Genomic DNA, 21389 nt, shown 5'->3' with positions numbered 1-21389 from the left:
CCAGCGCAATACGTTATAATAAAATTTCGTATATTGAAACAATCAACTATATTTTGCCAACTAAAAATCATCCGCATATTATACACGTATGCTAAAAGGAGAAAGATATGTCAGACAATTCATCAACAACGCTCGTTAAAGGATTAAAAATCATCGAGTTTTTATCAGAGCATAGCGGTGCGACATTAACACTAATTTCACAAGAATTAGCGATGAATAAAACGACCGTTTTTCGACTTTTGCAAACGTTAATAACGACTGAATATGTTAAAAAGTTCAATTCGCAGTATTCACTTACGCATAACAACAACTTATTTTCACAGCCTAGTGCACCATCCCTAAACTGGATCACAATTCCGATTGTGAAAGAGATTGTAAACAAATATCATGCAACGGCATTTATCGGAATTTTAGAAAATTACGAAGTAGTCATTTCACAAGTATTCTCAGCAGAAGATAATACAGATGGTTTGAAGGAAATTGGAGACAGTACTCCGATTACCATGAGTGCGCTTGGAAAAAGTATTGTGGCCTTTTTAGAACCTAAACAACAAGAAGCCTTTATCGATGGTATGGATTTTCCAGATGGGACTAAATATACCTTGGACAATCAAAATGTTATTCGACAAAATCTAAATGAAATAAAGTCGCAGGGTTTTGCTTTAGATGATGAAGAAAGTGAAATTGGCATCCGTTGTTTAGCTGTTCCGATTTTTGTGAATGGCAAGAGCGTGGCGTCACTAGGTATCTCAAACTCATACAACAACTTAAAACGTAGTGAATTAAAACGAATTGCGAAGGATTTAACACAGTGCAGTCAGCAAATTACGAATGAATATTTTTAGGAGGTAAGACATGAATACAGTTGTAATAACTGGTGCGGCATCAGGCATGGGACTTGAAGCCACCGAGCTATTTCTAAGTCGCAAATGGAATGTTGTCATGGCAGACTTTGACGATGTGAATGGAGTAAAGATTGCGAAGAAACTTTCTGATCTATTTCCAGGCCAAGTCTATTTTCATAAAACTGATGTTTCAAATGATAAATCAGTTGCTAATCTTTTTGATGCTAGTATTAAACAATTTAAAACGATTGATTCCGTGATTAATAATGCTGGAATCTTCGTAAAAGGAGCTCTTCACGAGGTTCAAGAAGACGCTTGGGACCGCATTATGAATATTGATGTTAAATCAATTTATCTAATGACGAAGTATTTTGTCCCAGCAATGATCGAACAACAACATGGATCGATTGTGAACACTGCTTCAATTTCAGGGATTACCGGCGACTATAATATGGCAGCTTACAGTGCTGCAAAAGGCGCTGTTGTTAATTTGGTGCGATCAATGGCGTTAGATTACGGTAAGTATAATATCCGTGTGAATAATATTGTGCCTGGTCCCACTAATACAGCGTTGTTCCAGAATAATCCACAAAGCGTCATCGATGGATTTAAGAATGCAAGTCCAATCGGTCGATTAACTGAACCTGAGGACATTGCTCGAATGATGTTTTTATTGGCATCTGATGAAGGCAAATCAATCACTGGGCAGAATATTCAGGTTAATACTGGATTTGGGATTTATAGTAGTCAGCCAGTGCAGTAAAAAATAAAATCTTATATTAAGGCGTAGTTTAAAAGTAACGAGCGCTTTATGTTGCAATAAGCGTACGTATTGACGTACGCTTATTTTTTTGAATATAATACCAGTAAATAACAAATGGAGGTCGATGAAATGGAAGTGTACACACCAACTGGATTACGTAGAAATTTGTATAAAGCCTTGAATAATGTAGTGGAGAAACATGAGCCAATTGAAGTGACAATTAAGGATAAGAGTAAAAAGACAAACAGCGAGGTGGTTATTATTGGTAAAGATGAGTGGAACAAGCTGAAGGAAGCCCAGTACTTATATGACACGGGAACACTGGACGTTGTTTTAGATAGAATGAAGAATGAAAAGCCAGGAGATTTTAATGATCAGGATGCTTATTGAAAAATACAAATAAGTACATCGTTATTCCACATAGAGAAGTTAAAAAGAAAGATGAACTATTGCTTGAAAAAGCGAACCTATTTAACAAGTATATGGAAATCATAAAATGCTTAAAAGAAAATCCATATAGTTCACAACATAATAGAGAAATACTGCAACCTAAGTCGAAAAAAATCTATTCAATGCGGATTAACAATCAGCATCGTGTTATATACACAATAGATAAACAAGCAAAGGTTGTTAAAGTATGGTCGGCTTGGTCACACTATGAAATTAGAAAGCCTAGTTAAACCCGGCTAATTTATAATCAAAAAAGATTTTAGCACATTTTTTTTCATAAGTGCTGAAATCTTTCCTTTTATAATAACTTATTACAATTTTAGTAAAGTGACTTTACGAACTTATCTAATGCTTTTCTTCCCTGGATGTTCCATTTAAATACACCAGCATCTTTTAAAACTTCTTCAAACGTTGTACCTATTTCTTCATGAACAATACCCTCAACATTATCTTCCAAAATTTTACTATGCTTTTTTTTAATTTCTTTGGCCCAAGGTAAATGATAATCGGCGATTTTATTGTCCTTATTGAGTAGGTATTTTTGCACTTCATTCATTTCGGACACAAGTCGAGGTGGGAAGATGGCTCTTCCCATTACTTCAATTAAACCGATATTTTCTTTTTTTATGTGTTGAACATCTTTATGGGGATGGAAAATACCATCAGGATATTTTTCAGATGTTTGGTTGTCTCTTAGAACAATATCGAGAGTGTAAAGTTTGTCATCATTAAAGTATGCAATAGGAGTGACAGTATGGTGACGCTCGTTGTCGGTAAATGCGCGAATATCAACTGAAATATCTGTGTAATCAAACCATCTTTGTCGGATGAATTCCGCCGTGTTAACTACATCCTCCTTTGAATTGCTTTGAATGCGAAATGCGGTCATAGGCCAGTTAACGATACCTATAGTAGCTGAGTTGTTGTCTAAAGGATTTTGTATACTTTCAGAAATGGAAGCTTTCATCATTGGAAATGAGTGTCGACCACCTTGATAATGTTCATGGGTTAACATAGATCCCCCAACAATTGGCAGATCAGCGTTACTACCCACGAAGTAGTGTGGAAACTTATCTATTATTTCAAATAAGTTTTTGAAGGTTTGCTTACTAATCTTCATAGGAACATGATCCTGATCGATAAAGATAGCGTGCTCAGGGAAATATGCGTATGGTGAATATTGAAATCCCCAAGTGTTTTCATTAACGTTAATCCGTATAACACGATGATTGCTTCTTGCCGGATAGCCGACTCTACCTAGATATCCTTCATTTTCCAGGCATAATTGACACTTTGGATACTTATTTTCATCGGTTTGATGCAATGCTGCGGCAATAGCTTTGGGATCCTTTTCAGGCTTAGACAAGTTAATTGTTATTTCAAGTTTGTTAGCTGTAAATTCAATATTCTTTTTAATTGCAGCAGTTTGAATGTCGTTATCAGATTTACATAAATTATAGAAGTACGTGGTTGCAGCTAAACTTCCTCTTTGGTTGAAAATATTATTAAATTCTCTATTTATGGCACTGGGAAGAGGCGCTGCAATATCCATTAGCTGACTCGCTAATAGTTCTTTATCTGTAATGGAATTAGAAATTTTATTGTTTTGAATGGCTAAGTTCACTAATGCATCAATAATTACCTGTGGGTTATAGCTATATTCTGCAGTGGGTACTTTTTCTCCAACTAAAGCCATTGTACGATTTCTAAGATAAATAGAATCTTCAGGATCAGCAGCCTGATTATTAATTGCGAGAGATATTAAATTTGAAATAGCATCTTGTGACATTTCTTTCTCCTTATATTGCATGAGGCCCGTCTACAATTTGTGCTTCATAAAAGTCAGCGGCATATCCAAATTTGTCTTTATATGAAGAGCCTATAGAGTGTTCTAAATCCTTTACAGCATCTTTGTCTATAATGGCAATAGCACAGCCACCAAAGCCACCACCAATCATTCTTGATCCTAATACTTTATCAGATTTCCATGCTTCATTAACTAAAAAGTCGAGCTCAGGTGCACTAACATCATAGTCGAACTGAAGCGAAATGTGAGAAGCGTTAACCAATTTGCCGAATTCAATTAGATTACCTTCTTCAAGTGTTTTTTTAGCCATAATGGTTCTTTGGTTTTCGAAAACTGCATGACGTGCGCGCTTTATTAAAACTTCATCATTAATTAACGAGGTTAAACGATCGAATTCATCTACACTTAAATCCCCAAGAGAGTCGATGTTTACTTTCTTTCGAATTAGTTCTAAGGCCTTTTCGCATTGTGCTCTGCGCTCGTTATATTTAGAATTAACAAGCTCATGAGGCTTATTAGTATTCATTATCAAGATGATGTTGTTTCCAAGACTGATAGGAGCGTATTTATATTCCATTGTATTTGTATCAAGAAATGTAGCTTGGTTTTTTTTCCCCATTTCTACGGCAAATTGATCCATAATACCAGTATTAACACCGATATAGTTATTCTCTACTCTTTTACCAGCTTTAACTATTTCAATTGGTTCTATGTTCAAATGAAATTCTTCATTTAAAATTGTTCCCATCAGCATTTCAATGGAAGCAGACGAGGATAGGCCAGCACCATCGGGTAAATCGCCAGATAAATATAAGTCGAATCCTGTAAAGGTTTGTCCAGAAAGCTTGCTCATTTCTAAGATCATTCCCCGAAGGTAGTTACTCCATTTATACTTTTTATCAAATTTTAAGTCATCCTTATCGAAGCTTAGGATACCAGTTGATGGTACATTTTCTGAATATAATTTGATTTGGTTGTCGTCACGTATCTTGAAGGCTCCGTAAGTTCCTCTACTGATTGCACAAGGGAAAACATGTCCACCGTTATAGTCGGTATGTTCTCCGATTAGATTTATACGTCCAGGTGAGAAATAGACCTTATCAGTAGTTGAATTGAAAGTAGCTGTGAAACCATTTAAAAAATCTTGTTTGTTCATGGGTATGTCCTCCGTTTTTTGAGTAACCGTTTTCATATGCTGATTTTATTGTAGCACGATTAAAATCACGCCACTAGGTACAAATAATAAAAGACCAATTCGCAAAACGAATTGATCTTTTTGAAAAGCTCTATCAACATAAGTTTGCCTAGAACCATTCACTGGAAAGTGAACTATTATTATTTTTTCATAATTTGAGATAATGCAATGATTGAGATGAGAGCTTGCAATGCGTATGCAAGGGAACTCTTTTGAAAAATCGCAGGAATAACTGAGGTTATTATTACTACAATTCCCCAAAATATGGCTTTGTTAGTTTTTATTTTTTTAAATGTTTGCATCATTTCGTTCACTCTCCAATTTAGTTATGAGAATTTGTTTTTTATTATGCTTCAGCGTTAGCTTGTTCTTTTTCAGCTGCATAAATTGCGTTACGTTTCTTCATTTGACGAGCGTACCACCAGAAGATAAGTACGTAAGCTGCGAGTGCAAGAAGAGCGTAAAGAATAAATTCAATTTGTCCAGTTGATGCTTTACCAACCAAGTATGCAAGATATTGTTCGATAGGTCCTTCTTTAGTTGATGAAGCAATTTGTGTACCGGCATGTAATCCTGCGGGAAAGGCACCAACGTGTTTTGCAACACCTGTAACGAATGGTGCACTTAATGTTCCGGCCCAGAGGAATAGAGGCATTTCAATGGCACCGATAACAATCATACGAATGATTTTACCGCGAGTAACAACTAATAATGCTGGTGTAACACCCATGGCAATAATTCCACCTAAAGGTAAGATACGGTTGCCTGGTAAGATAAGTGCTTCAACTAACATAATTGGTGCGAGAACGTTAGCAGCAGCCCAAATTTCTGAACGACCAGCTAAGAATGGCCAATCTAAACCGATATTCAACTTACGTCCGTTTAGACGTTTGTTGGCAAGGTCTGTAACACCTTGTGATAAAGGTTCAACGGCTGCGATAAACCATGATCCGATTTGTGAGAATAGTTCCAAACAAACACCACCAATAAATGCTAAAGTCAAAATTTCTTTAGGATCTTGGCGTGATAGTAATCCAATGAATACACCTAGATAAACACCAATGGCAAAGTGACTACCCCAGAATCCGATTCGCTTATTAAGGTCAGCGGAATCAAAGTCGTATTTATCTAACCAAGGGAAAATCTTATCAAACAACTTATCAAGAATCATAATGAAAGGGTTCATCATGTAGTTCAAATGAGTTGTTGTCATAGGGTTATCATCAGGTGCATCAAGTAAGTCGTTAAATGTTGGTTTCATCAAATCTGAGTTGATAATCTTAAGAACTCCGATAAGAAGAATTAGCAATGTAGCGATAAATAAGTTTGCACCGAAGTACATAGCCATCAAAGCTGTGAATGAGATATGCCAAATATCAAAGACATCAACATCCAAAGTGTTAGTCCATTTGAGACTTAACATAACCAAGTTGACTACAACCATTACTAATAGGAAGAACAGTGTGTATGGAGAACCCCAAGTGATTGTTGCAAGTGGAGCCCATCCAACATCAGTAATGGAAAGGTTAATACCTGTTGACTTAACGAAGTCTGTAAGAGGTTGTTGATAGGTAGTTGTCAATAAATTAATAATTGCTCCAATACCTGTTAAAGCAATGGCAAGTTTAATACCACCTTCAAGAGCCTTTGAAAACTTAACTCCCAATGCCCAAGCAAGTAACGTCAGAACAATTAACATAATTGGTGCCGCACCAAGTTGGATAATTGGGTTAAAAACTGCATTAGCAAATTGAATTATTGCGTGCATTATTTTCACTCCTTTAATATTTAATTTTTGAATCTAACAAAGTTATGTAATGGACCAAAGACTTACTACCTTGATCCAAAATATTGCTAAGCTTGGATTTTTTTAATTTCTGTTTCGATTTTGTCGTAAACTGGCTGAGCCATTGCAGGCATTCTATATAGAATTGCTCCAGCATCAATTTCAGGTATATCGATATCGAATCCTAAATCTGGTTTGTTAATAGGTAGAAATACTTGAACGCCCTTCATCATTTCGGGTGTTACGTCCTTAATCATTTCAGCGTCAACGGAAACATCATATCCACGGTTCTTCATCTCTGCTTCAACAGCATCTTTAATTTGATGACTTGAATTAACACCAGCACCACAAGCAGTTAACATTTTAATCATTTTAAATTCCTCCTAATTACTTACCTTAGTAAAGTTATTTTCTAAAAAATTAAAAATATCAGTTTTTGAGTCACTTCCAAAGAATTCTAATAATTTTTCTTTGGGAGTTTGTGTTAGAAAGTCCATAATCTCAGCTAATACATTTGCTTGACCTTCTGGATCGTTGTTAAGAATCATAAATAAAAACTCAACTTCTATCTTTTGTGAGGGATCAATCATATTGTGAAACTGAATAGGATTTTCCAACTTTACTGGAACTATCTTTCGTTTGTAAACGAAGTTAGCCTCAGTATGTGGAATTGCAACATTTGGGTAATCCGTTGATACAGGGGTCATATCGACTCCTGTAGGATATGCATCCTCCCTAGTGTTGAGGTTATCAAGGAAAGATTCCTTCACATAACCTCTTTTAAATAAATCATCAGATACTTCTTTAAATACTTCTCTGCGAGAGTTCGCCTTAGAAACATAGACGATGTCGCTATCAAATAATGAAACATCAATACTATTCATTTGGCACCTCCTTGATAACAAAAGTTCATAAATGTTCGCTTTTGTTTATTTGTTTTTACAAGTCTTATTATAATTAAGCGCTTTCAAATGTCAATAAGAAAATAAATTAATATTTTTAGCATGGCTATTGACTTTCTTTAAATTATATATTATTCTCATTTTGAAACAGAAACGAACATAAACGAACAGTTTGTTTTTGGAGTATCATATAATCTACATAGATAAGGAGGCGGTGCTGGTGTTAAAAAACGAGCGAATGGTTAAGATTCTCGATGCAGTGAATCAGGAAGGCGTCGTAACAGTTACGAACTTGGTTGATTCATTGAGCGTTTCATCTATGACTATAAGAAGAGATCTTGATGAATTAGAAAAAGAAGAAAAAATTGTTAGAGTTCACGGTGGTGCACAAAGCATAAACTTTGCTAACAAGAATGAGCCTTCCTATATACAGAAAAGACAAATTCATTTGGAAGAGAAAAATGAAATTGCAAAGCAAGTGGCAGGGATGATTGAAGATAATGAAACAATTTTCCTAGGACCGGGATCAACAAATGAACTAGTTTCTAAATATTTAAATGTTGAAGACTTAAGAATAGTAACAAATAGTCTACCAGTATTTGAGAGGTTTAGAGACGAACATGACTATGAACTTTGTCTTGTTGGTGGAACATATAGAAGCAGAAGTGGAGCTTTTATTGGAAGCTTAGCTCAAGATTTTTTAAAGAGCATAAGGATGCATAAAGCGTTTGTTGGTGTTAATGGAATTATGGATAACAGTCTAATGAATGCAAATCCTGATGAAGGAGAAACACAGTCCATTGCTTTAAATCAGTCCCAGGAAAAGTATGTTGTGGCCGATCATAATAAACTAAATCACGATGATTTCTATCAATTTTATAATTTACAAGATGTCGATGGATTAATTACTGACAATAGTGTAGATGATGAGATTCTTAATCATTACGCTTCAATTACACGAGTATTTGTATCTAAATCTAACTAAAAGGAGATATAAGTTATGAAGGTAGTATTAGGATCAGACAAAAATGGATTTGAACTGAAAGAAAAAGTTAAAAAGTATTTAAAGACTAATGGATATGAAGTTGAAGATGTTAGTGAAACACCTCAAGAGGATTTTGTTGATTCTTCGTTGGCAGTGACAGATAAGGTCTTAAAAGAAGGCGTTAAGAAGGCTGTTATGTTTGATGAATATGGTGTTGGTTCAGCAATGGCAAGCAACAAAGTTAAAGGCATGGTTACAGCGAATGTTATTGAAGAAAACACAGCACATATGACGGCTATGCATAATGGTGCAAAGGCCATTTCAATTGGATCAGGAGTTGTAGCTGAAAAGTTAGCTTATAACATCGTTCAATATTATCTTGATACAGAATATGCAGGCGGACGTCACCAAGTACGACTAGATATGCTAGAAAAAATGATTTAAGGAGGATCTTGAAATGATTATTTCAATTGGTAATGACCATATTGTTACAGAAACAAAAATTCAATTATCTAATTTTTTAAAGTCTTTAGGACACACTGTTATTGATGAAGGGACATATGATACATCAAGAACACATTATCCAATCTACGGAAAAAGAGTTGCTGAAGATGTTGCTGACGGCCGAGCAGACTTAGGAGTTGTTCTTTGTGGTACAGGAATTGGTATCAGTACTGCTGCAGATAAGAATGAAGGTGTTAGAGCAGCATTAGTTTCAAATCTAGTTGCTGCACGTTATGCAAAAGAAGAATTGAATGCAAATATTATCGGATTTGGTGGAGCTACAGTCGGTGAACATTTGTGTGAAGACATTATCTCTGTATTCTTAAATTCTGAATATAAAGAAACACCTGAAAACAAGAAGATTATTGAGAAAATTAACAACATTGCAACACCAAACCCAGAACAAAAAGATAATCCACATTTCTTCGATGCTGAAAATGAAAAGTGGGCTAAAGGCGTATATCACGATTAGTTAAAATGAATCAAATAAAAATAGAGTTGGAGGATTAGAATAATATGTCAATTAGAAAAATAAGTGGTGGAAAACTGCAAGGAATGAAAGCGCTTTCTAGTAAGGATGGAGTTATTAATGCTTTGGCAATTGATCAACGAGGTTCTTTAAAAAAGATGATTGAGGCTGCAAGTGGTAAGCCATCTAATCAAAAAGAAATTGAAGACTTCAAGGTTGCAATTTCTTCTGAATTAACACCTTATTCAACAGGTATTTTACTGGACCCAGAATATGGTATTCCTGCTTCACAAGTCAGAGATGAAAATGCTGGATTGTTGTTTGCCTACGAAAAAACAGGTTATGATGCAACAGAACCAGGCCGATTCCCAGATATTCTTGATGATTGGTCAGTAAGTCGTTTGAAAGCTCGTGGTGCAGACGCAATCAAGTTCCTTCTGTACTATGATACTGATGAAGATTCTGAAATTAACAATCGTAAAAAGGCGTTTATCGAACGAATCGGTGATGAATGTAAAGCAGAAGACTTACCATTATTCCTAGAATTAGTTTCTTATGACGCAAATATTGATGATGCTAAGAGCGCTGAGTATGCAAAAGTAAAACCACATAAAGTTATCGAAATGACAAAGGAATTTTCAAAACCAGAATATGGTGTTGATGTTTTGAAACTTGAAGTGCCGGTTAACCAGGCTTTTGTTGAAGGATTTACAGAAAATGGTCAAGAAGCAATCTATTCTAAAGAAGAAGCTGCAAGTTTCTACAAACAACAGAGCGAAGCTACAGATTTGCCATTTATTTTTCTAAGTGCCGGAGTTTCAGCACAATTATTCCAAGACGAGTTGAAGTTTGCTAAAGAGGCGGGATCAGAATTTAACGGAGTCCTTTGTGGCCGTGCAACATGGCGTCATTCTATCGAACCATTTGCTGGTGAAAGTGAAGAAAGTGGCCGTAAGTGGATGCAAAATGAAGGACGCAAAAACATTGAAGAACTTAATAAGGTATTAAATGAAACTGCAACTTCATGGTTCAGTAAGGTTGAAGGATAATTTAATCAAAGGAAGTTTTTAAATGTCAAAATTAGATGAGCTAAAAGAAAAAAACAAGGATTTAATAATCCACAGTTTAGATGATAGTGAGTTTAAGAAGTATGGAATAGTGTATTCAGGTTATGATTTGTCTGAATTAAATAAGTATATGGATAAAGTCAGTATTTCGGATACTAATAGCTATGTCGTTGACAACGATAAAATTGAAGCAACGAAAATTATTAAAGATATTGAAAGAGATATTTACGCTGGCATGAGCGTCTCAGCAGGAGAATGTTTGGGACATTGTAATTCATTTTCTGCTATTGAGTTTCATCAGGGTAGTGAGGTTAATATAACTTTTACTGATGTTGTGATGGCTCTAGGAAAACGTTCAGACATTGAAAACCAGGAATATAATGCTGAGAAACATGCGGAACTATTCTTTATTCCAAAAGGAACAGTTTTTGAAATGTACAGTGATACATTGCACTATAGCCCTATAGAAGTTGAAAAGTCTGGCTTCAAAGCAATTGTGATAGTTTTGCAGGGAACAAACCAAATCTTGCCGGATCATTTTAAATCATCAAACAGAATGGTTGTTAAGAAAAATAAATTTCAGTTAGCACACAAAACACGAACTGATAAAATTAGTCAGGGAATATTACCAGGTGTGTTAGGAAAACTGATTGAAGTTAATTCAATTTAAAGGAGTCTGATTATCATGGCAGACAAGCCCACAGATGAAGAACTAAAGGAAATTGATAAGTTGGAACAAATGCATAGAGATATGATTGACCGACAGTTAAAAGAATTTCCGGTTAAAGATCCATTTTAATGTTATATATATGAAAATTGGCAACTAGAGAAAAATCTAGCTGCCAATTTTTATTTATTATATGCATCGATAAAGAATTTTCCCTCTTTGTACGTAATTATATTTATACTGCCATTTTTAATTGGGAGGTGAACATCGATTGATGGATCCAACATCTGAATGATAGTTCTAATGGCATCACCATGTGAGATAACGCAAATGGTATCTTGATCATCGGATTTATCAATTAATTTTTTTAGACCTAAGCGAATACGCTTAGTAAAAGCTTTGCTATTTTCAGCATCTTTAAATGGATCGGCTTTACTCATAATATCTCTAGCATCCAAAAATGTATGCTCAGATAAGAATTCATCTATGCCTGGATATCCTAAAGGCCGGCAAATTTGACTCCAAGTGGCTGATCCATCTGCTCCTTCAAAATATCCAAAGCATGCTTCGCGAAGCTCTGGTACTTGAATTGTTTTATGAGTTTCAGAATTTGTATTAACGTTTTCTTTTTTAAAAATTTCAGCTGTAGACACTGCACGCAATAAGTCGCTTGAATAATATTTGTCGAACTTTATATTGGCGACCTTATCTGCTGCATTGGTAACTTGCTCAATTCCAGCTGGTGTTAATGGCGTATCCGCCCATCCTTGCATGCGATTATATTTATTTAAATATGTTTCGCCATGCCGTATTAAGTATATTGTCAATTCTTTTTGTTTTTGCATTGTGTTGGGTCACTTTCTATTTTTATTAAAAAAATAATAATTCATTCTTGACTTACTGGTACCAACCAGTTAGTATATTAGGTGGAACTGGTACCAACCAGTTAAATTATAAAGGAGCTGAAGACTTGTGACAAGTGGAAAGTTAAACGGTTTAAAAGCTTTGTCAAATGACAAAGGTATTATCAATGCCTTAGCGATTGATCAACGTGGATCATTGAAGAAGATGATTGAGAAGGCTAGTGGTAAAGAAGCAACTCAAGAGGAAATCGAAGATTTTAAGGTAGCTATTTCTGAAGAGCTGACTCCCTATGCGACTGGTATTCTACTAGATCCAGAATATGGTTTGCCGGCGGCAAAAGCAAGAGCAAAAGGTGCGGGATTATTAACAGCTTATGAAAAAACGGGTTACGATGTAACTGAGCCTGGACGTTTTCCAGATATTCTTGATCACTGGTCTGTTCGTAAATTAAAGGAAGAAGGGGCAGATGCAATTAAGTTCCTACTTTATTACGACGTAGATGAAGGTGAAGAAATTAATTCACGCAAACAAGTCTTCATTGAAAGATTAGGCGACGAGTGTCGCGGAGAAGATTTACCATTCTTCTTAGAATTAGTTTCTTATGATGCAAATATTGACGACGCTGTAGGTAAAGAATATGCCAAGGTTAAGCCACATAAAGTTATTGAGATGACTAAAGAATTTTCAAAACCAAAATATGGAATTGATGTTTTGAAGTTAGAGGTCCCAGTTAACCAAGCATATGTAGAAGGCTATGCGGATACCCCTGACGACGTTGTTTATAGTCGAGAAGAAGCTCTTAAGTATTATAAAGAACAAAGCGATGCGACTAACTTACCATTCATCTTCTTAAGTGCAGGAGTTTCAGCAGAACTATTCCAAGACGAATTGAAGTTTGCCAAAGAAGCTGGTTCTACATTTAATGGAGTGCTGTGTGGTAGAGCAACGTGGCGTAACTCAATTCAACCATTTGCTGGTGAGAGCGAAGGAGCTGGACGGAAATGGATGCAGACCGAAGGCCGTAAAAATATTGAAGAATTGAACCAAGTGTTAAACGAAACTGCTACATCTTGGTTTAATAAAGTTAAATAGGGAGGTAAAAATAATATGAAACTTTTATTAATGAGTCATGGAAATATGGCAGTTGAAACTTTAAAAAGTGCCGAGATGATTCTGGGACCTATTAACGATGCCAAGGCCGTTGGGTTGCAACCGAACCAAGGACCTGAGGATTTACAAAGTTCAGCTGAAGACTTTATAAAGGAAGCTGGATCTGATCGTATTGTAGTTATTGTTGATTTACTAGGCGGAACACCATCTAACGTTGTTGTGAGATTACTAGCAGAGTTTCCAAATCTGGAAGTGGTCAGTGGTCTTAACCTACCAATGGTCGTAAGTTATGCAAATCAGATTATGATGGGAAGTGATTTTAGCAAAGATACTATGATTCAGGAAGCAAAAGCTGGAGTTATTGATGTTAATGAAAAACTGATGTAGCGAGGTAATAAGTATGAATGATACGTTTTACTATTCATTGCGCTTTACATTAGATCCAAAGTTTTGGTCAGAACAAAAAGAAGATGAATTAATAGACTTTTGTAAGAATGCAAGAATAGATAATGTTTGCTTCTTCATAAATCCTGAAGAACTAAATCAAGGACACCAGACACGAGCTGAGAGACAAATATGGTTGGATGCAATTCTTCCTATATCGGAAAAATTGAAGCGTCTTAATATTAGTACAAGCTTAAATCCATGGACTACGTTAATGCACAGCGATCGTGGTACTACTGTTAATCCTAAACTAGGGTTTTCTACGATGGTTGATTATTTAGGCAATAGAAGCGGTTCTATAGCATGTCCTGCTGATGAAAAATGGCAGAATTACATGGTAGATGCTTATAGTCAGTATGCTTCTATCCATCCTAAAGAGTTATGGTTTGAAGATGACTTTAGACATTATAATCACACACCAATTAAGCTTGGATGCTTTTGTGAGAAGCATATGGAAATCTATTCTAAATTACTTGGAAGAACTATTAGTAGGGAAGAATTTGTTAAAGCAGTTTTGAGACCAGGAAAGCCAACAAAAGAACGCAGGATCTATCTTGACGTTGCACGTAAAGAAATGATCGATGTTGCACAACTGGTAAAGAAAGCAGTGTCTAACGTTTCTTCAGATACTCGATTGAGTCTAATGAGTTCATTTCCAGACTGGCATGCTGTAGAAGGAAGGGATTGGCAAGGATTATTTAATGCATTGAGTGGAACACAGATTCGAGTAAGCAGACCTCATCTACCAGCCTATAATGAGGTTTCACCACTTAGATATTCTAGAGACTTTGATAGGTATACTCGAATTACTACGATGCAAGTTGGGGAAGAAGCGGATTTATATCCAGAACTAGAGAATTACATGTATTCTCAGTATGCTAAATCAAGTCGATTTACCCAATTTCAATTGGAAAGCTCAACTTTATCAGGAGCAAACGGAATTTTACTTAATTTGTTTGACATGATTGGTAACGGAATTGATAGTTACTTTGATTATGCACGGATGCTAAGGGATTCCAAGGATTGGCTGAACTTCAGTGTTAATAATCGTATTTCATTAAGCAATATTTCTGGTATAAAAATTTTAATTAATCAAGATTCTGCGTATACGATTCAAACTGAAAATGGAACCAATCCAACAGAGTTACTTCCGAAAGAAAGTGAATGGTTATCCTTAGTGAGTGCACTAGGTTTTTCAACATCGCCGGTTAACTATTCTGAAGAGTCTAAAGATCTAGAAAATGAAGTAATCGCCGTTAGCGGACAGTTACTAAGAAACTTAACGGATCAAAAAATAGTTAAACTATTTTCTAATAACTTTGTACTGTTAGATGGTGAGAGCGTAAGTGTACTAAAAAATCGCTCTTTGCTTAACTTGGTAAAGGCAACAGATGCAACCTGGATTAAGGCTAGAAGTGGTAAACAGTCATATGAAGAGTTTAGTGGGTCGTCATTTGATGGAATCGAAAACCCTAGAGTTACATTACTACAGCATGTCGGAGACTATCTCAAAATAGACTATAAGAATTCTAGTCAAATAAAAGTATTATCGCAAGCGTACACGGCGTCGCATGAAAGAGTCGGTCCAGTCATGGTATTAACTGAAAAATCCTTAATTATGCCAATTGGATTTGACGATAAATATGGGTGGGAAGGTGAGTACCATACTATCAAGGAACATGCCTTGAAACAGGCACTTCAAGAATTTGATCTTCCATATTTAGTTGATATGCCCGGAGTTAAGTTAGTTGTAGAAGGCGAAAAAATATATATTTCAAACTTTACTACTGATTTGTATGATGGGATTAAATTACATTTATCAGATGAAAATGAGTCTTATACTATTAATTTTAGAAAGAAAGACGAGGTTATCAATGAGGTGGTTCAGTGCAGTTGGAATAATGGAGTTGGCAAAATTGACTATCAACTGAGCCCAATGGAAACGATACTAATTTTAAAAAAATGATTTTTTAATAACAATAAAATGAAAGCGCTTTAAGGAGGACGACGTTATGGCAATTACAGCTGTTCGTATTGATGGACGTTTGATTCATGGACAGGTAGCGAATTTATGGTCAACAAAGTTAGGAATTTCAAGAATTATGGTTATTGACGACAAGGTTGCATCAAGTGATATTGAAAAGGCAGGACTAAAACTAGCAAGGCCAGCAGGAATAGATCTAAGCGTATTACCAGAAAAAACTGCTGCTGAACATATTAAACGAGGCGGATATAATTCACAAAAAGTATTTATTGTTGTGAAGAGACCACAAATTTTGTTGGATTTAGTTAATGATGGTGTTGATTTAGAAACCATCAATGTTGGTAATATGTCACAAACTGATGAAACAACTCAACTTACAAATTCAATAAATGTTGTTCAGGATGATGTAGATGCTTTTAATGCTTTAAATGAAAAAGGCGTTAAAATTACAGCTCAAATGGTACCGGGTGATAATGCACAGAACTTTATGGAAATATTGAAAAAGTTTAAGTCTAAATAATAAGGGGAGGTAATTAATATGGGCACAATTGCAATATGGCAAGTAATTATTTTAACAGCATATTCCATGTATCAGATTATGGATGAATTAACAATTCAATCAAGTTTAAGTCAACCGGTTTGGGCTGGATTGATTGCGGGACTAGTCATGGGTGACGTAAAGACAGGTCTGATTATTGGTGGTAGTTTACAATTAACTGTTTTGGGTGTCGGAACATTTGGTGGAGCATCTAAAATTGATGCAAACTCAGGTACAGTTATGGCTACAGCTTTTGCTATCGGAGCTGGAATGAAGCCAGAAGTTGCTGTTGCAGCTTTAGGTGTTCCAGTAGCAAGTTTAATGATTCAAACAGATATTCTTGCTCGATTTGCAAATACATTCTTCCAGCACCGAGTAGATAAAATGATTGACCAAGATAATTACAAGGGTATTGAAAGAAACTATTTATACGGAGTATTTCCATGGACATTATCACGTGGAATTCCAGTGTTCTTAGCTTTAGCATTCGGTGGTCCGTTTGTTAGATCAGCGGTTGCTTATATGAATGACAATCTCGCTTGGCTAAGTAATGGATTAGCAACAGCCGGAGCATTGCTTCCAGCAGTAGGTTTTGCAATTTTACTAAGATATTTACCAGTAAAGAAACACTTCCCATACTTGGTTATTGGATTTGTTGTTACCGCATTATTCTCAACAGTTTACTCAAACATCGGTTTGTTAGGAACAACAGTTGCTGGTATGAACAAGAGCTTCACAACAGCATTCGCTAGTCTTCCAATGTTAGCAATTGCTTTGATTGGTTTTGCATTAGCTATGATTGAGTATAAACGCTCAACAAGTAGTGAAACATTCTCAGCTTCATCGACAAATGGTCCTAAAAAAGAAGTAGATACAGAAAACTCTGAAGAACAGGATGGTGAAATTCATGGAGACGAAATCTAACAAGAAATATCAATTAACAGATAAAGACTTTAGACAGATTAATATACGTAGTTTGTTTTTCAACCAATGGGGTTGGAACTACGAACGAATGCAAGGATCAGGTTATCTATATATCATGCTTCCTCAACTTCGTAAAATGTATGGTGACAAGACTAAAGATTTACGCGACATCATGAAGATGCAAAATCAGTTCTTCAACACAAGTAACTTCTTTAACACAATTATTCAAGGTATTGATTTAGCCATCGAAGAAAAAGAAGGTACAAAGTCACTTGAAACAGTTGCTGGTATCAAGTCAGGTCTTATGGGACCATTTGCCGCAATTGGTGATTCAATCTTTGCAGCCCTAGTTCCTGCTATTATGGGAGCCATCGCAGCTAATATGGCGGTTCAAGGGAATGCTATTGGCGCCTTTCTATGGATGGCAGTCAACTTTGTAATCATGTGGTTCCGTTGGGTTCAATTGAAATTTGCTTATAAACAAGGTGTAAACCTTGTTACTGCAATGCAAGGCCAACTGAATGCATTAACAAATGCTGCAACATTACTTGGCGTTTATGTTGTGGGAGCTTTAGCTGCAACAATGGTTAATACAAAGATTATCTATGTTGCCCACTTAGGTAAGATGGCAGTTAATTTCCAAGATAAAATCGATATGATCATGCCAAAATTAGTTCCAGCCTTGATTGTCGGTGGTATCTATTGGCTATTGGGTCGTAAGAGAATGACATCTACACGAGCAATTTTCATCGTTATTATTGTAGCTGTTGCATTATCAGCACTCGGCGTTTTAGGTAAAGCAATGTAATGCTTTAAAAAACGAATTTTAGGTTTTGTAAAATAAAAGGGCCTGGTGTGGTATATTACTTCCAGACCCTTTTATAACAAAATCTTGGAGAATAATAATGGAACTGAAAAGCGCGAAGAATCAGCCTCTCTATGAACAACTGGTAGACCGATTAAGAAAAAATATAAAAAATAACTATAAGGCAAATGATAAATTACCATCTGAACGAGAGATTATGCGAATGTATTCTGTAAGTAGAAATACGGTTCGTCAAGCGTTCAATGAATTAGAAATATTGGGATTTATTTATCGTAAACATGGTAAAGGTACATTTGTAGCTAAACTGGTGGAAAATCCAACTAGCTTAGGTGATGAATATAGTTTTACTGAACAAATGAAGGCGATTGGTAGAACTCCAGAAACTCGTATATTGGAATACTCAATTAGAGAAGCGGGTGAGTACTTTGGATCTAAGTTACAGATAGGTTCAATGGATAAGATGTTAAAGCTCAAGCGTTTACGTATAGCTGATGGTATACCAACTATGATTGATCGCACATATTTGCCTTATTATAAGTTTTCTAGTCTATCAATTGATGAATTAGAGAAAAAGCACCGTGCTTTGTATTCGGTCTTTTCTGAAGATTTTGATGAAATAGTTAGTGTTGCTGATGAAGAAATTTCTGCAGTTAGAATTACGGATAAAGATTCACATGTATTGCAGGTTCCAGAAGATTCTCCAGGAATGATGTTGAACAGAACAACATACAATCAAAAAAACGAAGTTATTGAATATACGATTAGTAGTGCTAGAAGTGATCACTTTGTTTATAAAATAAGATATGAGAATAAGAAACGTTCATAAAAAAGCGTTTTTTATTTAAAGAGTTATGAAAGGGGATACAAAAATGTTTAAGAAAACAGATGAAGAGTTAACAAAACTAGGGGCAAACATTACAACTAGAGAAATACAACAAGAACCAGAACTTTGGAAAGAGGCCTTTGATAATTATTCAACTAAAAAGGATGAAATTACAAAGTTTTTAGACAGTGTTTCTAAGAGTACAAGTGAAGTAGTTAGGGTTATTTTTACAGGAGCTGGATCATCTGCTTACGTAGGAGATACGGTTGCACCCTATTTAACTGAACATGGTGATCGAAGTAGATTTAAATTTGAAGCAATTGATACTACAAAGATTGTATCAACGCCAATGCAGTATTTAGAAAAGGATACTCCTACAATTTTAGTTTCATTTGCACGCAGTGGTAATAGCCCAGAAAGTGTAGCAACAGTTGATATTGCTGAAAAAGTTATCAAGAACTTATGGCAACTAACAATTACTTGTGCACCAGAAGGTCAATTGGCAAAACATGCAGAAGGAGACGCAAATAATTTAGTCCTTCTTCAACCTGCAAGATCAAATGATAAGGGTTTTGCTATGACAGGAAGCTTCAGTTGTATGATGTTAACCTCTTTACTTGTTTTCGATACGGCTATGGATTCCAACAAAAGTGAATATGTAGATAGTATTTCAAAAATTGGAACTGAAATTATTGAACGCGAAAGCGAAATTCAAGCTATTGTAGATACTGACTTTGAAAGAATCATCTATTTAGGATCAGGTGGTCTTTCGGGATTAACGCGCGAAGCTCAACTAAAAATTTTAGAATTAACAGCTGGACAAAAAGCAGCTATGTTCGATAGCTCAATGGGATTCCGTCATGGACCTAAATCATTTGTTAACTCAAAATCGCTTGTTTTTGATTTCTTGAGCAACGAGAATTATGTACGTCAATATGATGTTGATATTCTTGAAGAAGTAAAACATGATGAGATTGCCCCAACAGTTATGGGAATTGGACAAAGTAGTTCAAATAACTTCGATGGAGATAACTTCGTCTTCGAAAAAGGAACAGTTAGTTTGCCAGATGCTTATCTAGCATTTCCAGATATTATGTTTGCTCAAGTATTAGCTCTAATGACATCTCTAAAAGTTAAAAACACTCCAGATACACCATCAGCTACAGGTACTGTTAATCGTGTTGTTAAGGGTGTTACAATCCATGAATTTAACTAAAAGGGGATAATGATTTGAGTTATTATATCTATGCTGATAAGTTCTTTCTAGAAAATGCAACTGAAAACGATGGTTACTTAGAAATTAAAGATAATGGTACCTTTGGTCAATTTAGCAGTGAAAAACCAGAAGGAAAAATTATTGATAAAAAGGGACAATGGATTGCTCCAGGATTAGTTGATACTCATATTCATGGTTTGTTAAATCATGATGTGATGGATAATGATGAAAACGGCCTGCGTGTGATGTCTAAAGGATTATTACAATGCGGAGTTACTTCGTGGTTACCAACAACACTAACAGCCAGTTCTGATCAACTAAACGATGTGGTTAGGACTATAAGCTCTTTGGACAATAACAAAGGAGCTAAGATTCAAGGTATTTACTTTGAAGGCCCATATTTCACTGAAAAGCATAAAGGAGCCCAAAATCCTAAATACTTCAACAATCCAAGTATTGAAGAGTTCCATAAGTGGCAAAAATCAGCTAAAGGAATGATTCGCAAGATTGCTATAGCACCAGAAAAAAATGGATCCGTTGAGTTTACTAGAGAAATAAGCTCTGAAAACGTAGTTGTAGCACTTGGCCATAGTGATGCAACATACGATCAAGCCAAAGCTTGTGTGGAGGCAGGAGCTAAGATGTTTACCCACACTTATAATGGTATGAGTGGTTTGAATCATAGAGAACCTGGGATGGTTGGAGCAGCAATGGCAATGGACAATGTTGTTGATGAATTAATCTGCGATGGTCATCATGTTCATCCGGCTGCTGTTAAGACATTAATTAAATTAAAAGGTCAAAACCATATTGCTCTAGTAACTGACTGTATGAAGGCCGGATTAATGCCAGATGGAAACTATATTTTGGGTGAATTCCCAGTTATTGTCGAGAAGGGTACTGCTAGATTAGTTGATGGTGGTAGTTTGGCAGGAAGCATTTTGCAGTTAAAGGATGCTATTAAGAATGTAGTGGATTGGAATATAGCAAGCCCTGCAGAAGCAATCCGTATGGCATCTGCTACTGCAGCAAATAGTGCTGGAATTGGTGATAGCTGTGGAAAAATCTTACCAGGCCGTGAAGCTGGCTTCATCATTTTAAGTCCTAATATGGAACTACAGGAAACGTATGTAGATGGTGTAAAAGCAGAATAATAAATAAAAAGCATAACGAATTTGAATTAATAATTCGTTATGCTTTTTTTCTACCCAAAGTCAAGC

The 21389-nt window shown here is 35.7% G+C and carries 25 protein-coding genes; 18 read left to right on the top strand and 7 right to left on the bottom strand.

Annotation, left to right across the window (positions count from 1 at the left end; genetic code table 11):
• Positions 1 to 107: 107 nt before the first annotated feature.
• From IV88_RS03670 to IV88_RS03655, 4 genes are all read left to right on the top strand, one after another.
• A complete protein-coding gene (locus IV88_RS03670; RefSeq protein WP_057798886.1) occupies positions 108 to 845 on the top strand; it encodes an IclR family transcriptional regulator in 738 nt (245 codons plus the stop codon).
• A 10-nt stretch (positions 846 to 855) separates the two neighbouring features.
• On the top strand, positions 856 to 1608 hold the full coding sequence (locus IV88_RS03665; RefSeq protein WP_057798884.1) for an SDR family NAD(P)-dependent oxidoreductase: 753 nt from the start codon (positions 856 to 858) through the stop codon (positions 1606 to 1608).
• 129 nt (positions 1609 to 1737) lie between these two features.
• Complete coding sequence (locus tag IV88_RS03660; protein WP_057798882.1) at positions 1738 to 1998, top strand: type II toxin-antitoxin system Phd/YefM family antitoxin; 261 nt, start codon at positions 1738 to 1740, stop codon at positions 1996 to 1998.
• Positions 1995 to 2288 (top strand): Txe/YoeB family addiction module toxin, encoded by a 294-nt coding sequence (locus IV88_RS03655; RefSeq protein WP_057798880.1) that lies wholly within the window; start codon positions 1995 to 1997, stop codon positions 2286 to 2288. The genes IV88_RS03660 and IV88_RS03655 overlap by 4 nt, the downstream gene beginning before the upstream one ends.
• A gap of 89 nt (positions 2289 to 2377) precedes the next feature.
• Here IV88_RS03655 and IV88_RS03650 read toward each other — a convergent pair whose 3' ends face one another.
• The 6 genes from IV88_RS03650 to IV88_RS03630 all read right to left on the bottom strand — a co-directional run bounded on the left by IV88_RS03650 (position 2378) and on the right by IV88_RS03630 (position 7730).
• Positions 2378 to 3847: a UDP-glucose--hexose-1-phosphate uridylyltransferase gene (locus tag IV88_RS03650; RefSeq protein WP_057798878.1), complete on the bottom strand. Its 1470-nt coding sequence runs from the start codon at positions 3845 to 3847 to the stop codon at positions 2378 to 2380.
• A gap of 10 nt (positions 3848 to 3857) precedes the next feature.
• A complete protein-coding gene (locus IV88_RS03645) occupies positions 3858 to 5021 on the bottom strand; it encodes a galactokinase (protein ID WP_057798876.1) in 1164 nt (387 codons plus the stop codon).
• A gap of 179 nt (positions 5022 to 5200) precedes the next feature.
• Positions 5201 to 5365 (bottom strand): hypothetical protein, encoded by a 165-nt coding sequence (locus tag IV88_RS09180; RefSeq protein WP_157059323.1) that lies wholly within the window; start codon positions 5363 to 5365, stop codon positions 5201 to 5203.
• Between the two features lie 41 nt (positions 5366 to 5406).
• Positions 5407 to 6828, bottom strand: a complete 1422-nt coding sequence (locus IV88_RS03640) for a PTS galactitol transporter subunit IIC (RefSeq protein WP_057798875.1) — start codon at positions 6826 to 6828, stop codon at positions 5407 to 5409.
• An 86-nt stretch (positions 6829 to 6914) separates the two neighbouring features.
• Complete coding sequence (locus IV88_RS03635; protein ID WP_057798873.1) at positions 6915 to 7217, bottom strand: PTS sugar transporter subunit IIB; 303 nt, start codon at positions 7215 to 7217, stop codon at positions 6915 to 6917.
• 12 nt (positions 7218 to 7229) lie between these two features.
• Positions 7230 to 7730 (bottom strand): PTS sugar transporter subunit IIA, encoded by a 501-nt coding sequence (locus tag IV88_RS03630; RefSeq protein ID WP_057798871.1) that lies wholly within the window; start codon positions 7728 to 7730, stop codon positions 7230 to 7232.
• 238 nt (positions 7731 to 7968) lie between these two features.
• Between IV88_RS03630 and IV88_RS03625 the strand changes: the two genes are divergently transcribed.
• Genes IV88_RS03625 through IV88_RS03605 form a run of 5 tightly spaced genes read left to right on the top strand, consistent with a single transcriptional unit; the run spans position 7969 to position 11443 of the window.
• Positions 7969 to 8733: a DeoR/GlpR family DNA-binding transcription regulator gene (locus IV88_RS03625; protein WP_057798869.1), complete on the top strand. Its 765-nt coding sequence runs from the start codon at positions 7969 to 7971 to the stop codon at positions 8731 to 8733.
• 15 nt (positions 8734 to 8748) lie between these two features.
• Entirely contained in the window at positions 8749 to 9177 is a 429-nt protein-coding gene (gene lacA, locus IV88_RS03620) for a galactose-6-phosphate isomerase subunit LacA (protein ID WP_057798867.1), read from the top strand.
• Between the two features lie 13 nt (positions 9178 to 9190).
• On the top strand, positions 9191 to 9709 hold the full coding sequence (lacB, locus tag IV88_RS03615) for a galactose-6-phosphate isomerase subunit LacB (RefSeq protein ID WP_057798865.1): 519 nt from the start codon (positions 9191 to 9193) through the stop codon (positions 9707 to 9709).
• Between the two features lie 44 nt (positions 9710 to 9753).
• Positions 9754 to 10755 (top strand): tagatose-bisphosphate aldolase, encoded by a 1002-nt coding sequence (lacD, locus tag IV88_RS03610; protein ID WP_057798863.1) that lies wholly within the window; start codon positions 9754 to 9756, stop codon positions 10753 to 10755.
• A gap of 22 nt (positions 10756 to 10777) precedes the next feature.
• Positions 10778 to 11443 carry a DUF4867 family protein gene (locus IV88_RS03605; RefSeq protein ID WP_057798861.1) on the top strand — a complete coding sequence of 222 codons (666 nt, stop codon included), beginning with the start codon at positions 10778 to 10780 and terminating at the stop codon, positions 11441 to 11443.
• A 179-nt stretch (positions 11444 to 11622) separates the two neighbouring features.
• Here the strand turns inward: IV88_RS03605 and IV88_RS03600 are convergent, their stop codons facing one another.
• Positions 11623 to 12285, bottom strand: a complete 663-nt coding sequence (locus IV88_RS03600; protein WP_057798859.1) for a histidine phosphatase family protein — start codon at positions 12283 to 12285, stop codon at positions 11623 to 11625.
• Positions 12286 to 12412: 127 nt separating this feature from the next.
• Between IV88_RS03600 and lacD (IV88_RS03595) the strand changes: the two genes are divergently transcribed.
• The 9 genes from lacD (IV88_RS03595) to nagA all read left to right on the top strand — a co-directional run bounded on the left by lacD (IV88_RS03595) (position 12413) and on the right by nagA (position 21323).
• Entirely contained in the window at positions 12413 to 13396 is a 984-nt protein-coding gene (gene lacD / locus IV88_RS03595) for a tagatose-bisphosphate aldolase (RefSeq protein ID WP_057798856.1), read from the top strand.
• Positions 13397 to 13411: 15 nt separating this feature from the next.
• Positions 13412 to 13801 (top strand): PTS sugar transporter subunit IIA, encoded by a 390-nt coding sequence (locus IV88_RS03590; RefSeq protein ID WP_057798855.1) that lies wholly within the window; start codon positions 13412 to 13414, stop codon positions 13799 to 13801.
• 13 nt (positions 13802 to 13814) lie between these two features.
• Positions 13815 to 15824 carry a hypothetical protein gene (locus tag IV88_RS03585; protein WP_057798852.1) on the top strand — a complete coding sequence of 670 codons (2010 nt, stop codon included), beginning with the start codon at positions 13815 to 13817 and terminating at the stop codon, positions 15822 to 15824.
• Between the two features lie 46 nt (positions 15825 to 15870).
• Positions 15871 to 16362, top strand: a complete 492-nt coding sequence (locus tag IV88_RS03580) for a PTS sugar transporter subunit IIB (RefSeq protein ID WP_057798850.1) — start codon at positions 15871 to 15873, stop codon at positions 16360 to 16362.
• A gap of 18 nt (positions 16363 to 16380) precedes the next feature.
• Positions 16381 to 17304 (top strand): PTS mannose/fructose/sorbose/N-acetylgalactosamine transporter subunit IIC, encoded by a 924-nt coding sequence (locus tag IV88_RS03575; RefSeq protein ID WP_057798848.1) that lies wholly within the window; start codon positions 16381 to 16383, stop codon positions 17302 to 17304.
• The gene (locus tag IV88_RS03570) at positions 17288 to 18112 is read left to right on the top strand and encodes a PTS system mannose/fructose/sorbose family transporter subunit IID (protein ID WP_057798846.1); all 825 of its coding nucleotides are present in this window, start codon (positions 17288 to 17290) and stop codon (positions 18110 to 18112) included. Before IV88_RS03575 ends, IV88_RS03570 begins: the two co-directional genes overlap by 17 nt.
• Before the next feature lie 97 nt (positions 18113 to 18209).
• The gene (locus IV88_RS03565) at positions 18210 to 18956 is read left to right on the top strand and encodes a GntR family transcriptional regulator (protein ID WP_057798842.1); all 747 of its coding nucleotides are present in this window, start codon (positions 18210 to 18212) and stop codon (positions 18954 to 18956) included.
• Positions 18957 to 18999: 43 nt separating this feature from the next.
• Positions 19000 to 20169 (top strand): SIS domain-containing protein, encoded by a 1170-nt coding sequence (locus IV88_RS03560; protein WP_057798839.1) that lies wholly within the window; start codon positions 19000 to 19002, stop codon positions 20167 to 20169.
• Between the two features lie 14 nt (positions 20170 to 20183).
• The gene (nagA, locus tag IV88_RS03555; RefSeq protein WP_057798835.1) at positions 20184 to 21323 is read left to right on the top strand and encodes an N-acetylglucosamine-6-phosphate deacetylase; all 1140 of its coding nucleotides are present in this window, start codon (positions 20184 to 20186) and stop codon (positions 21321 to 21323) included.
• The last annotated feature ends 66 nt before the right edge of the window (positions 21324 to 21389 follow it).

Source organism: Pediococcus argentinicus, assembly GCF_001437605.1.
Taxonomy (GTDB): domain Bacteria; phylum Bacillota; class Bacilli; order Lactobacillales; family Lactobacillaceae; genus Pediococcus; species Pediococcus argentinicus.
This window is presented reverse-complemented; position numbering and strand designations above follow the sequence as displayed.

What these genes read in the sequence shown, in the direction of transcription:
- IV88_RS03590 (WP_057798855.1), top strand. Translation starts at nt 13,412, where the DNA reads ATGAAACTTTTATTAATGAGTCATGGAAATATGGCAGTTGAAACTTTA.
- IV88_RS03665 (WP_057798884.1), top strand. Translation starts at nt 856, where the DNA reads ATGAATACAGTTGTAATAACTGGTGCGGCATCAGGCATGGGACTTGAA.
- IV88_RS03630 (WP_057798871.1), bottom strand. Translation starts at nt 7,730, where the DNA reads ATGAATAGTATTGATGTTTCATTATTTGATAGCGACATCGTCTATGTT.
- IV88_RS03670 (WP_057798886.1), top strand. Translation starts at nt 108, where the DNA reads ATGTCAGACAATTCATCAACAACGCTCGTTAAAGGATTAAAAATCATC.
- IV88_RS03575 (WP_057798848.1), top strand. Translation starts at nt 16,381, where the DNA reads ATGGGCACAATTGCAATATGGCAAGTAATTATTTTAACAGCATATTCC.
- lacD (WP_057798863.1), top strand. Translation starts at nt 9,754, where the DNA reads ATGTCAATTAGAAAAATAAGTGGTGGAAAACTGCAAGGAATGAAAGCG.
- IV88_RS03635 (WP_057798873.1), bottom strand. Translation starts at nt 7,217, where the DNA reads ATGATTAAAATGTTAACTGCTTGTGGTGCTGGTGTTAATTCAAGTCAT.
- IV88_RS03560 (WP_057798839.1), top strand. Translation starts at nt 19,000, where the DNA reads ATGTTTAAGAAAACAGATGAAGAGTTAACAAAACTAGGGGCAAACATT.
- IV88_RS03645 (WP_057798876.1), bottom strand. Translation starts at nt 5,021, where the DNA reads ATGAACAAACAAGATTTTTTAAATGGTTTCACAGCTACTTTCAATTCA.
- IV88_RS03580 (WP_057798850.1), top strand. Translation starts at nt 15,871, where the DNA reads ATGGCAATTACAGCTGTTCGTATTGATGGACGTTTGATTCATGGACAG.
- IV88_RS03640 (WP_057798875.1), bottom strand. Translation starts at nt 6,828, where the DNA reads ATGCACGCAATAATTCAATTTGCTAATGCAGTTTTTAACCCAATTATC.
- IV88_RS03650 (WP_057798878.1), bottom strand. Translation starts at nt 3,847, where the DNA reads ATGTCACAAGATGCTATTTCAAATTTAATATCTCTCGCAATTAATAAT.
- IV88_RS03605 (WP_057798861.1), top strand. Translation starts at nt 10,778, where the DNA reads ATGTCAAAATTAGATGAGCTAAAAGAAAAAAACAAGGATTTAATAATC.
- lacB (WP_057798865.1), top strand. Translation starts at nt 9,191, where the DNA reads ATGATTATTTCAATTGGTAATGACCATATTGTTACAGAAACAAAAATT.
- IV88_RS03570 (WP_057798846.1), top strand. Translation starts at nt 17,288, where the DNA reads ATGGAGACGAAATCTAACAAGAAATATCAATTAACAGATAAAGACTTT.
- IV88_RS03600 (WP_057798859.1), bottom strand. Translation starts at nt 12,285, where the DNA reads ATGCAAAAACAAAAAGAATTGACAATATACTTAATACGGCATGGCGAA.
- lacA (WP_057798867.1), top strand. Translation starts at nt 8,749, where the DNA reads ATGAAGGTAGTATTAGGATCAGACAAAAATGGATTTGAACTGAAAGAA.
- IV88_RS03565 (WP_057798842.1), top strand. Translation starts at nt 18,210, where the DNA reads ATGGAACTGAAAAGCGCGAAGAATCAGCCTCTCTATGAACAACTGGTA.
- IV88_RS09180 (WP_157059323.1), bottom strand. Translation starts at nt 5,365, where the DNA reads ATGATGCAAACATTTAAAAAAATAAAAACTAACAAAGCCATATTTTGG.
- IV88_RS03660 (WP_057798882.1), top strand. Translation starts at nt 1,738, where the DNA reads ATGGAAGTGTACACACCAACTGGATTACGTAGAAATTTGTATAAAGCC.
- IV88_RS03585 (WP_057798852.1), top strand. Translation starts at nt 13,815, where the DNA reads ATGAATGATACGTTTTACTATTCATTGCGCTTTACATTAGATCCAAAG.